This is a genomic window from Allorhizobium sp. nf9_anc, from assembly GCF_056323085.1.
In genome coordinates this window covers 1,004,606-1,017,078 of record NZ_CM150481.1, presented here as the reverse complement: position 1 = coordinate 1,017,078, position 12,473 = coordinate 1,004,606, and the positions used below count along the sequence as shown (strand labels likewise).

Genomic DNA, 12,473 nt, shown 5'->3' with positions numbered 1-12,473 from the left:
AAACACCGACAGCCTCCATGCCAATCCTAATTCTAACAAAGCCTTACGGTCCGAAGGGCAATTCTCGCCTCGTCCACAGGCACCCGGTGCGGTGGCCAAACAAAAAAGGAGGGGCATCGCTGCCCCTCCCTGTCTCGTTGTCGAATGCGGATGATCAGAATTCAGACCACTCGGCAGCGACAGCCGTATTGCCCTTGAAGGCATTGGCGATCTTGCGACCGAGCGCCCGGGCGGGCGACGGCTGCGGCTGGGCAGAAGACGTCGCCGGCGCGACGCGCGACGATGCCTGGTAGCCGCCCTCGTCCGTCTTGAACTGCGACATCAGTTGCATCAGCTGGCCCGCCTGCTGCGCCAGCCCATGGCTTGCAGCCGTAGACTGCTCGACCATGGCAGCATTCTTCTGCGTGCCCTGGTCCATCTGGTTGACCGCCATGCTGATTTCCTGCAGGCCGGTCGACTGTTCGCGGGTCGAGGTGACGATAGCCAGAACATTCTGGTTGATCTCCTGCACTTCGCGCACGATGGTCTCGAGCGCACGGCCGGTTTCATCAACAAGGCTCACGCCATTGCGGACCTGTTCGCCCGACGTCGTGATCAGCGCCTTGATCTCCTTCGCCGCATTGGCAGACCGTTGGGCAAGCTCGCGCACTTCCTGGGCAACGACTGCAAAACCCTTGCCGGCTTCACCGGCGCGGGCCGCTTCTACGCCGGCGTTCAGCGCCAGCAGGTTCGTCTGGAAGGCGATGTCATCGATCACACCGATAATGTTGGAGATTTCCGAAGACGACTTCTCGATCGCCTGCATCGCAGAAACGGCGCGGCGAACGACCTCGCCGGAATGCTCGGCCCCTTCCCGCGTGCGGCTGACCAGCTGGCCTGCCTCGTCGGCGCGGATTGCGCTGTCCTTGACGGCCGTCGTCACCTGCTCAAGTGCTGCGGCCGTTTCCTCGACGGACGCCGCCTGCTGTTCGGTGCGCTTCGACAGATCGTCGGCTGCCGCCAGCATCTCGTTGGCGCCGGCATCGATCGAGCGGGCGTTTTCGCTGACGGCACGCATGGCCTCCTTCAGGCGGGCAACCGACTGATTGAAGTTGAGACGCAGCGGATCGAGATGATCGGCAAAGCGTTCGTTGATCTGGGCGACGAGGTCACCGTCCGACAGGCGCTGCAGACCGGAGGCCAGCTGGTCGACGGCAAACTGAACCTCGGCTGCTTCGCGGGCCTTCTGTGCCTCGCGTGCCTGGCGCTCGGTTTCGCTCAGCGAGCGGTTTTCTTCTGCCTGACGTTCGAGAGCGGCACGTTCGATCGCATTGTCGCGGAAGACGGCGACGGCAGCGGCCATATCGCCGATTTCGTCGTGACGGCCGGCAAACGGGATCTCCGTCTTGGTGTCGCCGGCAGCAAGACCACGCATCGAATCGGTGATGGCCGAAATCGGACGGACGACACGCGCAAAACTGAAGAAGGCAGCACCGGCTGCAATCACACCGCTGATGATGACGGCAAGGATGGTGATGTTGATCGCGGACGACGAAACCTGGTCCGCCTCGGCGATGGCGGCATCGCTGAGTTCGACATTGGCCTTGATCGTTTCATCCATCACGCTCACGAGTTCGCGGGCGCTGGCAGCCATGGAACCGGTAAACAGCGCCTTGGCGGCAGATTCGTTGCCAGCCCGCTTCAGTTCGACCATCTGCGAGGCAAGACGGTCATATTCGGCAAGCGCCACCTTCATCCGGTCGAAGCGTGCGCGCGTCGCCGGCATGGTGATCATCGGCTCATAGGCAGCAAATGCGGCATCGCGATCTGACAGCGCTGTCTTGGTGGCCGCAGCAATGGCGTCCAACTCCTCAGGTGCAGCACTGAGAAGCATCGAGTAGTCACGACGCACTTCGGCGAAAGTCGCGTTCATCCGCGCCACTGCCAGCGTTCTCGGCAGGCGCTCGCGGCCGATGATATCCACCTGTTCCTTGACGTTTTCGATGAAGGTGACGGCGAGGATGCCCTGGCCGATGCCGAAAGCCAGCACGACAGCAAACAGCAGCGGCAAGATAACTTTGATCTTGAGATTCGACATGATTGGTCTCCGGAGAGGAAAAAGCATTCCCAACCCGGCGTGGGAGGTCGCCAGGGTGTAAGGACAAGACATCGTCCAATAGGTCGGGATGAAACCGTTCTAAAGAATCAACAATGAATAAATTACTTAAACTGCACGCAACCTTTGATGGCGCAGACGGGGAGCCAGTCGCCAAATCGCGACGCCAAAAAAAGCGGCGGCAGATTGCTCCGCCGCCGCCAAGTCTCGAATGATCCAACGAGCAGTCGCGTCTCGCGTTACTCGGCCGCCTCATCGGCGGCATCGCCAATCGCCTTCGCCTCGGCGTCCGCACGGCGCGTCTTCTCCAGCTCCTGCTCAGGATCTGTCTGGTCCGGCAAGAAACCGCCCGACTGGCGGTTCCACAGATCGGCATAGATGCCGCCGGTCTGGACCAGTTCCTGATGCGTGCCCTCTTCGACGATCCGGCCCTTGTCGAGCACGATCAGCCGGTCCATCTGTGTCAGCGTCGAAAGTCGGTGCGCAATCGCAATCACCGTCTTGTCCTCAATCAGCTTGAACAGGCTTTCCTGGATCGCCGCCTCGACTTCCGAGTCGAGCGCCGAAGTTGCCTCGTCAAGGATCAGGATAGGGGCGTCCTTCAGGAAGACGCGGGCGATCGCGATACGCTGCCGCTGGCCACCGGACAGCTTCACACCCCGCTCGCCGACATGCGCCTCGAGCCCGTTGCGGCCCTGCATGTCCGACAAGCCCTGGATGAAGTCCCAGGCATTGGCCCGCTTCGCAGCCTCGATGATTTCGGCATCGGTGGCATCCGGGCGACCATAGGCGATGTTGTCGCGGATCGACCGGTGCAGAAGCGAGGTATCCTGCGTGACGACGCCGACGAGCGCCCGCAGGCTGTCCTGGCTGACCGCCGAGATATCTTGGCCATCGACCAGAATCTTGCCCTTTTCCAGATCGTAGAAGCGCAGCAGCAGGTTCATGAGCGTCGTCTTGCCAGCACCCGAGCGCCCGACGAGACCGACCTTCTCGCCTGCCTTGATGGTTAGGGAAAAGTCCTCGATCACGCCCTTCTGCTTGCCATAGTGGAAGCGCACGGCGTCATAGACGATCTCGCCCTTCGGCGCGGCAAGTGCCTTTGCCTCCGGCTTGTCGACGATGTCGTGGCCCTTCGTCATCATGCCCATGCCGTCGTAAACAGTGCCGATGTTTTCGAAGAGCGCTGCCACTTCCCACATGATCCACTGCGACATGCCGTTGATACGCATGGAAAGACCGATGGCAACGGCGATTGCGCCGACCGTGACCGTGCCGTTCAGCCAGAACCAGATGCCGAGTGCCGCGACGAAGAACTGCACGATGGCATTGTTGATGTCGACGCAGATGTTGAGCAGCGAGATCTGCCGCATCTGCCGGTGGACCGTGCCGAGAAATGCATCCATGCCCTCACGCGCATAGACCTCTTCACGACCCGCATGCGAAAACAGCTTCACCGTCGCGATGTTTGTATAGCTGTCGACGATCCGGCCGGTCATCATCGAGCGGGCATCCGCCTGCTCGCTCGAAAGCTTGCGCAGCTTCGGGATGAAGTAGCGCAGGATCAGCGCATAGACGATCAGCCACAGGACCAGCGGCACGCCGAGCCGCCAGTCGACGGAGGCGACCAGCGCCAGCATCGAGACAAAGAAGGTCGTCGCGTAGATGAAGACATCGATGATCTTCATCACGCTTTCGCGGATCGACAGCGCCGTCTGCATCACCTTGGTGGAGACACGGCCCGCAAACTCGTTGGCGAAGAAGGTCATCGAGTGACGCAGCAGGAAGCGGTGCATCTGCCAGCGTGCAATCATCGGGAAATTGCCCGCCAGCACCTGGTGCATGGTGATGCTGTGGATGGCCCCGATCACCGGCAGACCGATCAGCAGCAGGGCCGCCATCCAGGCGAGCGTACCGCCCTCCGTCTGCAGGAAGGTTGAGCGTTCGGCCGTCGACAGCCAGTCGACGATATTGCCGAGGAACTGGTACAGAAACACTTCCGCGACTGCGATGAGACCCGAGCACAGCCCGAGCAGAACCAGCCACCAGCCCGCAGGCTTGGTGTAGTGCCAGCAAAAGGCGATGAGCCCCTTCGGCGGCAGGCTCGGTTCATCGACCGGATAGGGATTCAGGCGGCTTTCGAACCACGAGAACATGGAAAATCTCCAGAAATGGCGCGCAGGCGACACCGGAAAAAGGTGACGCGGACACGCGAATATTCAATGATTGAGGCCACTTATGGCCGCAGGATGAATCAGTTTGGAAAAAGACGCGAGGGTTACGCCGTCAGGCGGCAGCAGCCATAAATCGGGGCTGGCGCGAGATACCGAATAGATCCATCGATGGCCCTCCCTGGTGCGTGTGGAACAGAGCCTCGTTCTAGCGGGCGCGCGCGTTTTTTGCCAGCCGGCTTTTCCCGCGAGCGCGACATTCGGCGCCAACTGTTGCAGACCGATCACAGAGCAAACCCGTGGTATCCCGCCATGCTTGAGCGTCCGCCGGGGATCGCCTATGAGCCTTGCATGTCCGACCTTCGCATCGCCCTTTACCAGCCCGACATCCCCGGCAATACCGGCACCATCCTGAGGCTTGCCGCCTGTCTCGGGCTGAAAGTCGATATCATCGAGCCCGCAGGCTTCGTCCTCTCCGACAAGAACCTCAAGCGATCCGGCATGGACTACCTGGCCAGTGTCGCGATGACCCGACACGTCAACTGGGAGCGCTTCGACGCCTGGCGCCTTGAGGAAGGCCGCCGCCTTGTGCTCGCCTCGACCAAGGCAGCCCTGCCCTACACCACCTTCGACTACGCCCGGAACGACATTCTCCTCTTCGGTCGGGAGAGTGCAGGCGTCCCCGACCATGTGCACGATCGGGCCGACCATCGTGTGATCATTCCGATGGTCGAAGGCCATCGCTCGATCAATGTCGCCATGTCCGCCGCGATAATCGCAGGCGAAGCACTGCGCCAGACCCGCTTCCCGGCCTGAACCTCGAAATCTCCACGTCATCAGCACCTCCTCTTTGGAACAGAGGTACCGTGCAACCTCAACCGCAGTTGAGGTCAAGAGCTTTTGGTCTTCTCTCAAAACGCGTGCGCCAGAGGTCATTCGCGCATTGCCTATTTATCCGAAAACCGTTATGTTGCATTGCAGCAAAATGGGAGATGGAGTCATGTTTGAGACAGCATTCGCCCTGGGCCTTACCCAGTTCGCCCGATCCTTGAGCTTCCCCGAGCGCGTCCGGCATCGCACAATGCGCAACGCAGCGCTCGAACCCTGGCGGCTCCGCAACACCGGTATCGACGCCCTCTACTATGACGTGAAGGCGCTTACGGCCGATGAAACCTTCTACATCAGCGACAGCATCGCCTCCGAAGGCCTTATCATGATCGTTCCGCCCACAGGCGGCGGCATGCTGACCCTGTGTGACAGTGTCGAGGAATTCCGCCTGCGCGGTGGCCGCAACGTCCGTGCCATGGCAGTCGCCGGCATCGGCGGTTCGGCCATCGGGGCGGCCGCCTTTGCCCGCAACGTCGCGGACGCAATCGACGCACCTGTTGCAGCCGTCGTCTCCGGCTACGGCCTCGGCGACATCGTCAACGAGGCGATCGGCGGCGCCTTCCTGTTCGGCTGGCTCGGCCACATCAGAAGCAATCTCGAAGTGATCGACGACGTCGTCGGTCGCCCCAAGCTCGGCGCCTATGGCAAGCGCGACGAAGACACCGATACCGAGCGCAAAACCGGGCTCGATACCGATACGGTGGCGACCCTGCTCGCCGATCCGACCCTTTCCTTTAACCTGATTGCCGGCCATTCCCGCGGCAACCGCGTCATCGCGGACGCCCTCCACGCAATCAAGGCCAGCGATCCGGGCCGGCTTGAAACTCTTGTAAACACCGCCCGCGTCGTCACCTTCGGTGGACGTATCAAGATGCCGGAAGCCTTCACCGAGGTCGTCGACGTCGTCGGCGAACTCGACTGGTTCGGCGAGATGAATTCGCGCCCGAAAATCGCGACCGACATCAAGGTCCCCCTCTGCGGTCACTCGACCAACACCGACATGCCGACGGCGCTCTCCGTGACCAAGATCCTCAGCGAGATCCTGAGGGGCGAAGCGCCGGTTTCGACAGCAATGCCAGAAACCATCGTGCCCGAGCCTATTGTGGCCGAGACAATGGTGCCCGAACCCGTCGTCGAAGCTGTTGCGGAAGAGGCAATCCCCGAACAGGTTGCGTCACAGGCCGAGCCGGTCGAAGCAGCGCCCCTCCCAGCAATGGTCGAGGACGCCCCGCTACCGGCCGTCATCGAACCCGAACCGTCAGTGCTCACCGAAACGGAAACGCTGCCGACAGAGCCCGCGATCGCCACAGCGGCATCAGAGGAGGCCGAAGCGGAACCTCCGCCGACCGCGAAAGCCGCGCCTGCCGCAAAAGCCCAGAAGGCGGCGACACCGATCATGGTCCCGCTCCCACGCGGCAAACCCAAGCGCCCTCGGACCAAGACCTGAACACAGGACCGACAGCAAAAGGCCCGCGCAAAGCGGGCCTTTTCGATTCCGGATCAGAGAGATACGCTTAGAGCCTCAGCCACGACGTCATCGAGACATTGGCCATGTTGAGCGACGAGGCTTGCAGCTGATCCTGCACCTTCTCCGCCGTCAAGCGCACGCTCTGTTCGTTGAGTTCCGTGTCCACCAGGCGGCTGACGCCGAGCTCCGTCGCCCCCTGCAGCCCTTGCGCAAGCACGCTGTCACCCGTCACCTGGTTGCGGAACGCACTCACTTCGGCACTCGCTCCGACCATGTCGATCATCACCCGATTGAGCGATGAAATCATGCCGTCGATCTCGTCACCCGTCGTCTGGCTGTCGATCTTGATCTCGCGCGCACCCGGCTCGTTCGGTTCGCGGGACTGGGCGTCCATGAGGTAATAATTGTAGGGAACGCCACCGAGGCTCGTACCGGCATAAGCCCGCGTCAGCGTGCCGTCCTTCGCCTCCTGGCGCGAGACCAGCGTCGACTTCGCCGTGTCGAAATCCACCATATTGATCGACAGGCTGCCGTCCTTGTCTGTCGTGACGGACGCAAGCAGCGAGGCGACCTTGGGCCGCCCGCCGGCCTCGACTGCCAGCCAGTTGTCGCCGTTGAACGTACTCTCCTCGACAACCGCTGCGAGATCCGTCTTCATCTGGGAAATATCGGCATTGATCGCATCGCGATCGGCGCCAACGGTCTTGGCGAGAACGAGCTTCTGTTGAATGCGTGCGACGATGTCGGTAGCCTGCTCAAGCCCGAGAGCGGCGGTATCCGTAACCGCGGCTGCAATCTCGTTCGCCTCCTGCACGCTGCCCATGGACAGGCTGCCCGCGCGCATCGTGGTCGAAATCGACCAATAGCTGGAAGAACTCGGATCAGTTTCGACAGCCGGCTTGGCAGCGGGCTGCTTCGTCACCCGGTCCAGCGCGGACGCAGATGCTCCCGCCATCGAAGCGCCACCAGCAACGGACGGATTGAGCCAGACTGAACTCATGAGAAAACCTTGTGTCGCATGTCATGTCGATCCAAAGCCGGCATCATTCCGGCTGTATGGCGACCACATTAGAGATCAGGTTTTGTAATTGGCTTTCTGCCAAAGTTAGAATTTTAGCGATTGGCGCTTTAAAGCCTCAAACGTCCGCGCCGCTCAGTCCGCCGAAGGCAGCCGCCGCATGGTGAACTCGATCTGGTCGCCGTCGAGCTGCCGCCAGCTCTCGACTTCTGTCCAGTAGGCGGCCTTGGGGAAGGTGTCGAACCATTCGCGCGCCTTGGCCCGCGCCTCTTCCCGCGTCAGGCAATAGGTCTCACGCACGTACTGCCCGCCCACACGCCCGGCAGTCCCGGCTCTGTGGTCGGCGATGCGCTTCTTGAGGCCGTTGAACGATGGCGGGCCAGGCATCTTCATCATGAAATCCCTCGCATGGGCCAAGATTAATGCAGCTAAAACCGGAAGGCGAGTCGAATTTCCGGGGACACCCCCGCCCCTATATGGTCGCCCGCGATTTCACCTGATATTCGTTTGTCCTGAGAGAGTTGCGTGAGGACGTGGAGGGGGACGACATGGAGCGACCGGTACTGGCGAAAGGCCTGCCCGAGGACATCGAGGAAAAGAAGACGGCAGCGCGTGCCTGGTTCGAAAGCCTGCGCGACACGATCTGCGCCTCCTTCGAAACCTTGGAGGACGAACTGTCCGGGCCCATGGCCGATCGCGAGCCTGGCCGCTTCACTGCGAAAGACTGGCAGCGTGAGGAAGGCAAGGGCGGCGGCGGCCGCATGTCGATGATGTATGGCCGCGTCTTCGAGAAAGTTGGCGTGCACACATCAACGGTCCATGGCGAGTTCTCGCCCGAATTCCGCAAACAGATGCCGGGCGCCGAAGAGGATCCGCGCTTCTGGGCCTCGGGCATCTCGCTGATCGCCCACCCGGTCAATCCGCATGTGCCGACCGTGCACATGAACACCCGCATGGTCGTTACCTCCAGCCAGTGGTTCGGCGGCGGCGCAGACCTGACGCCGGTGCTTGACCGCCGACGCACCCAGGACGATCCGGACACCCGCCTCTTCCACCGCGCTATGGAAGTCACCTGTGAACGCCATCCCGCCGTCGCCGACTACACCGCCTACAAGAAGTGGTGCGACGAATACTTCTTCCTGCCCCACCGAAACGAAGCCCGCGGTATCGGCGGCATCTTCTTCGACTGGCTGACGGCAGACGAAGAAAAGGGCGGCTTCGACGCCAATTTCGCCTTCGTTCAGGACGTCGGTCGCGCCTTCAACCTCGTCTATCCGAAGATCGTGCGCGCCAATTTCAACAATCCCTGGACGGACGAAGACCGTGAGGAACAGCTTGTTCGCCGAGGCCGCTATGTCGAGTTCAACCTGCTCTACGACCGCGGCACGATCTTCGGTCTGAAGACCGGTGGCAATGTCGAATCAATCCTCTCCTCGCTGCCTCCGCTGGTCCGCTATCCCTAATCCCAGGGGTTACCGCTGACATAGGTTATGCACAGCTTGCTCACGAAAAAGAATGAGCGGTGATTCCCGCCGCTTACGACAAAGTGTGTCGTTTACTTGACAGTTTGCATTGCGCTCCGCCCGCGCCCAGCCCATTCTGCGGCCTCACGCAGTATCGAGGAGGAGATTGCGATGACCCCATCCAGCTCAGTATCCGTGTCCCGCGTCAGTGAACCCGCAGACCGCGCACTTCAGGCGCCCGAACTCATCGATCGCCTGGCCGAACAGATGCGTCAGTCGAGCGATGTCGACCTGCCCCATTCCTATTTCGTCGAGCAGGTGCGCCTCGGTCTGGCCGGCAAGGATCTAGCCGACCGGCTTGCCGCCAACGACATCGAGAGCGGCGCTCACCGTGGCAAGCGTCAGCCAGCGCGCTCCGTTTTCCACGCCTGGGCCATGCCCGACTGAATTTTCAAATCCACCGCGTCGGTTGCCTCTGCCCGCACCTGGTGCGGGCATTTTTTTGGCCGTGAAGCCGAACAAAAGCACGCAGCCCTTGTTTGATCCTGCATCATGACACGGGAGGAAACGATCATGAAACGCTTCGAATGTGGCACCCTGGTCCCAGGCTGCGAATGGCACACGCGTGCCGAAGATGAGGCAGAAGTGGTGCGGCGCGCCGTCGAGCACATGCGCGTCACCCACGGCGAAGAGGTCATTCGGCCCTCGATGGTGGAACACATCAAGGAACGCATCCTCAACGACCAACCGGCGGCAGCCGCCAACCAAGGATGACCTGACCCGGCAAGGCGCGGAGCCCGACGAACAGGCTCCGCGTAAAGCTAAGCTCAGCTGCTCGGCAGCATGACCTTGTCGATGACGTGAATGACGCCGTTATCCGTGCGGATATCGGCCGACACCACGTTTGCGCCGTCCACGGTCACGCCCGCTCCTGACTTGGAGACGGCAAGCGTACGGTCACCACCACCCTTGATGGTGCGGACATGGATGGTCCGGCCCGGCAGCATGGTCGAGGTCAGTTCGCGACCCACCACGTGGTAGCTCAGGATGGCGGCCAGCTGGTCCTTGTTTTCAGGCTTGAGCAGGTTCTCGACGGTCCCGGCCGGAAGCGCGGCAAAGGCTTCGTCGGTCGGCGCAAACACGGTGAGCGGGCCGCCGCCGGAGAGCGCGTCGACCAGGCCTGCAGCCTGTGCCGCGGCGAGAAGCGTCTTGAAGCTGCCGGCCTGCTGTGCAGTCTCGACGATGTTGGCGGACTGCGCCGAGGAAGCGGCGACCGTCATGCCTGCGGCGACAATTGCAAATGCGATGCGTTTCATGGAAGTCCCTCCTCTGATGGGCCAGACCGACGTCATGTCGATCATGTGAAGCCGAGAGGGATACGCGCCCCACCTCGCCCTTGGATCGCGCAGCTTCGGACACTCTTTGTTGAGGGCCGCCCGCAAATCCGATGGCGAAATCGAACGTATTGGCTCACTCAGTTTTCATGAAACCTCAGGACTTGGCGAGCGTCTCGATCCGCGCCAGCAGGTCCTCGCGGCTGAGGTTGAACTGCGAAGCAATCCAGCCCTCCTCCAGCTTGCCGAGGATCTCGCCCACCTTGGGGCCGGCCGCGATCCCGGCGGCCAGCACATCGGCACCCTTGATCGGCAGCACGGGCCGCACAAATCCCTCGGCCCGCTTGAGAAGCGCAAACAGCCGCGCACTGCGGGCCATCGCCTTCTGGTCGCCCTCGGCCCGCGCACGGACAGAAGCAAGCTCAAGCTTCATGACAGAGATCATGCCGTCCTTGCCGAAGCGATAGAGATCACGGTCGAAGGCGACATCGGTCACCGTCTCCTGCGGCTTCGGCGCCCGGGCGAAACGGTCGAGCGCCAGCGCCTCGGCATTGGAAAGCTTCAGCCGTTCAGACAGCGTCACGAGCCTTGCGGCATCCTTCGGCACGATCGAGCAGAGCCTGAGCAGCGCCTCCGGCTCCCAGCCAAGCGCCTGTTCGGCCGCGATCAGCCCGGGGATCGCATCGATCCCCCATTTCTCCGTTTCCGGCAGAATTTCGGTCAACACACCCGACTGCCGCATCCAGAGCAGCGCACGGCCGGGATCACGCGCGGACAACAGCTTCTTGATCTCGCTCCACACCCGCTCCGCTGACAGCGTCTTGAGCTGCGTCCGCGCCCGCGCACAGGCCTTCAGGCCATCCGTATCCGGACGTCCGCTGCCATAATGGGCAAAGAAGCGGAAAAAGCGCAGCACGCGCAGATAATCCTCGGCGATGCGCTGCTCGGCATCCCCGATGAAGCGCACGGTCTTCGTCTCGATATCCTTCAGCCCCCCGACGAGATCGACCACCTCGCCGTCAACGCCGACATAGAGCGCGTTTATCGTGAGGTCGCGCCGGTCCGCATCCTCCTGCCACGTCGCGCCAAAGGCCACCTGCGCATGCCGCCCGTTGGTCTCGACGTCACGTCGGAGCGTCGTCACTTCGTAACCCTTGCCATCAATGACGAGCGTCACCGTGCCGTGCTCGATGCCCGTCGGCACCGCCTTGATGCACTTGGCCGCCGCCCGTCCGCTCACCTCTTCCGGCAGAAGCGTGGTGGCCAGATCGATGTCGCCGACGGCAAGCCCCATCAGGCTGTTGCGCACCGCGCCGCCGACCACCCGCGTCTCCGCGCCGCCACTGTTGAGCAGCGTCATCAGCTTCTGCAATCCGGGCTCCTGGAACCAGTCGCGATCGGCAAGATTGGTCATGCATAAAGCCTTTCGTAGAGCGTGCGAATGATCCCCGCCGTAATGCCCCAGATATGCCGTTCCCGAAAGGGCATCACGTAGAAATGCCGCACGGCCCCCTGCCACATCCGGCTATCCTGTCGATGATTGGCCGGATCCATCAGAAAGGACAGCGGCACCTCGAAGACGCTATCGACCTCATCTGGATTGAGCGTCAGCGAGAAACCGGGCTGGATGACGGCAAGCACCGGCTGGATGCGGAACCCGGTCCCCGACAGATATTGCGGCAGGCGCCCCACCGTCTCGACGAAACGCCGGTCGAGGCCGATCTCCTCCTCGGCCTCACGCAGCGCCGCTTCTTCCGGAGAGGCGTCCGTCGCATCGATGCCGCCGCCGGGAAAGGCGATCTGGCCCGCATGCTTGCGCAGCTTGTCGGTGCGTTGCGTGAGAATGATCCGCGCTTCGTTGCAATCGTCGACCACGCCGATCAGCACCGCCGCATCCTTCAGCTTCAGCTGTTCGTATTGCAGGATGGTGTCGGGGTTCAGCACATGATCGCCATGATCGCGCCAGGCATGCTCGAGCGGCGCTCCCACCTGTTCGAGCGCCCGGCGGCGGAAATCCTCGGCAGTAAAGGTCATCA

12 protein-coding genes are annotated in these 12,473 nt (G+C 62.0%); 5 read left to right on the top strand and 7 right to left on the bottom strand.

All coding sequences use genetic code 11. The features are described from left to right. Positions 1-154 precede the first annotated feature (154 nt). Complete coding sequence (locus AC02Y0_RS04675; protein ID WP_476382766.1) at positions 155-2,077, bottom strand: HAMP domain-containing methyl-accepting chemotaxis protein; 1,923 nt, start codon at positions 2,075-2,077, stop codon at positions 155-157. A 257-nt stretch (positions 2,078-2,334) separates the two neighbouring features. Further along, positions 2,335-4,251, bottom strand: a complete 1,917-nt coding sequence (locus AC02Y0_RS04670; RefSeq protein WP_476382765.1) for an ABC transporter ATP-binding protein — start codon at positions 4,249-4,251, stop codon at positions 2,335-2,337. A gap of 366 nt (positions 4,252-4,617) precedes the next feature. On the opposite strand from AC02Y0_RS04670, the gene AC02Y0_RS04665 reads away from it, so the two are divergent. Together AC02Y0_RS04665 and AC02Y0_RS04660 are read left to right on the top strand one after the other, a co-directional pair. After that, a complete protein-coding gene (locus AC02Y0_RS04665) occupies positions 4,618-5,082 on the top strand; it encodes a tRNA (cytidine(34)-2'-O)-methyltransferase (protein WP_476382764.1) in 465 nt (154 codons plus the stop codon). A 184-nt stretch (positions 5,083-5,266) separates the two neighbouring features. Continuing rightward, entirely contained in the window at positions 5,267-6,601 is a 1,335-nt protein-coding gene (locus AC02Y0_RS04660; protein ID WP_476382763.1) for a cell envelope biogenesis protein OmpA, read from the top strand. A 67-nt stretch (positions 6,602-6,668) separates the two neighbouring features. On the opposite strand, the gene AC02Y0_RS04655 is transcribed toward AC02Y0_RS04660, so the two are convergent. Beyond that, the gene (locus AC02Y0_RS04655) at positions 6,669-7,622 is read right to left on the bottom strand and encodes a flagellin N-terminal helical domain-containing protein (RefSeq protein ID WP_476382762.1); all 954 of its coding nucleotides are present in this window, start codon (positions 7,620-7,622) and stop codon (positions 6,669-6,671) included. Between the two features lie 153 nt (positions 7,623-7,775). Then, positions 7,776-8,036, bottom strand: coding sequence for a hypothetical protein (locus tag AC02Y0_RS04650; protein ID WP_102018071.1), 261 nt, complete (start codon positions 8,034-8,036; stop codon positions 7,776-7,778). 152 nt (positions 8,037-8,188) lie between these two features. Here AC02Y0_RS04650 and hemF point away from each other — a divergent pair, with 152 nt between their 5' ends. The 3 genes from hemF (at position 8,189) to AC02Y0_RS04635 (ending at position 9,877) form a co-directional block, all read left to right on the top strand. Continuing rightward, a complete protein-coding gene (gene hemF / locus AC02Y0_RS04645; protein WP_102018072.1) occupies positions 8,189-9,103 on the top strand; it encodes an oxygen-dependent coproporphyrinogen oxidase in 915 nt (304 codons plus the stop codon). 171 nt (positions 9,104-9,274) lie between these two features. Next, the gene (locus tag AC02Y0_RS04640) at positions 9,275-9,550 is read left to right on the top strand and encodes a hypothetical protein (RefSeq protein WP_444556599.1); all 276 of its coding nucleotides are present in this window, start codon (positions 9,275-9,277) and stop codon (positions 9,548-9,550) included. 126 nt (positions 9,551-9,676) lie between these two features. Then, positions 9,677-9,877 carry a DUF1059 domain-containing protein gene (locus AC02Y0_RS04635; RefSeq protein ID WP_476382761.1) on the top strand — a complete coding sequence of 67 codons (201 nt, stop codon included), beginning with the start codon at positions 9,677-9,679 and terminating at the stop codon, positions 9,875-9,877. A gap of 53 nt (positions 9,878-9,930) precedes the next feature. Here the strand turns inward: AC02Y0_RS04635 and AC02Y0_RS04630 are convergent, their stop codons facing one another. The 3 genes from AC02Y0_RS04630 to AC02Y0_RS04620 form a co-directional block, all read right to left on the bottom strand. Then, positions 9,931-10,419 (bottom strand): fasciclin domain-containing protein, encoded by a 489-nt coding sequence (locus tag AC02Y0_RS04630; protein WP_102018075.1) that lies wholly within the window; start codon positions 10,417-10,419, stop codon positions 9,931-9,933. A 175-nt stretch (positions 10,420-10,594) separates the two neighbouring features. Further along, complete coding sequence (locus tag AC02Y0_RS04625) at positions 10,595-11,851, bottom strand: CCA tRNA nucleotidyltransferase (protein ID WP_476382760.1); 1,257 nt, start codon at positions 11,849-11,851, stop codon at positions 10,595-10,597. After that, positions 11,848-12,471, bottom strand: coding sequence for a CoA pyrophosphatase (locus AC02Y0_RS04620; RefSeq protein ID WP_476382759.1), 624 nt, complete (start codon positions 12,469-12,471; stop codon positions 11,848-11,850). Before AC02Y0_RS04620 ends, AC02Y0_RS04625 begins: the two co-directional genes overlap by 4 nt. Positions 12,472-12,473: the final 2 nt, after the last annotated feature.

Excerpts from the sequence above, each read along its gene's own strand:
- AC02Y0_RS04625 (WP_476382760.1), bottom strand. The coding sequence starts at position 11,851 with ATGACCAATCTTGCCGATCGCGACTGGTTCCAGGAGCCCGGATTGCAG.
- AC02Y0_RS04630 (WP_102018075.1), bottom strand. The coding sequence starts at position 10,419 with ATGAAACGCATCGCATTTGCAATTGTCGCCGCAGGCATGACGGTCGCC.
- AC02Y0_RS04635 (WP_476382761.1), top strand. The coding sequence starts at position 9,677 with ATGAAACGCTTCGAATGTGGCACCCTGGTCCCAGGCTGCGAATGGCAC.
- AC02Y0_RS04675 (WP_476382766.1), bottom strand. The coding sequence starts at position 2,077 with ATGTCGAATCTCAAGATCAAAGTTATCTTGCCGCTGCTGTTTGCTGTC.
- hemF (WP_102018072.1), top strand. The coding sequence starts at position 8,189 with ATGGAGCGACCGGTACTGGCGAAAGGCCTGCCCGAGGACATCGAGGAA.
- AC02Y0_RS04660 (WP_476382763.1), top strand. The coding sequence starts at position 5,267 with ATGTTTGAGACAGCATTCGCCCTGGGCCTTACCCAGTTCGCCCGATCC.
- AC02Y0_RS04665 (WP_476382764.1), top strand. The coding sequence starts at position 4,618 with ATGTCCGACCTTCGCATCGCCCTTTACCAGCCCGACATCCCCGGCAAT.
- AC02Y0_RS04655 (WP_476382762.1), bottom strand. The coding sequence starts at position 7,622 with ATGAGTTCAGTCTGGCTCAATCCGTCCGTTGCTGGTGGCGCTTCGATG.
- AC02Y0_RS04620 (WP_476382759.1), bottom strand. The coding sequence starts at position 12,471 with ATGACCTTTACTGCCGAGGATTTCCGCCGCCGGGCGCTCGAACAGGTG.
- AC02Y0_RS04650 (WP_102018071.1), bottom strand. The coding sequence starts at position 8,036 with ATGATGAAGATGCCTGGCCCGCCATCGTTCAACGGCCTCAAGAAGCGC.
- AC02Y0_RS04670 (WP_476382765.1), bottom strand. The coding sequence starts at position 4,251 with ATGTTCTCGTGGTTCGAAAGCCGCCTGAATCCCTATCCGGTCGATGAA.
- AC02Y0_RS04640 (WP_444556599.1), top strand. The coding sequence starts at position 9,275 with ATGACCCCATCCAGCTCAGTATCCGTGTCCCGCGTCAGTGAACCCGCA.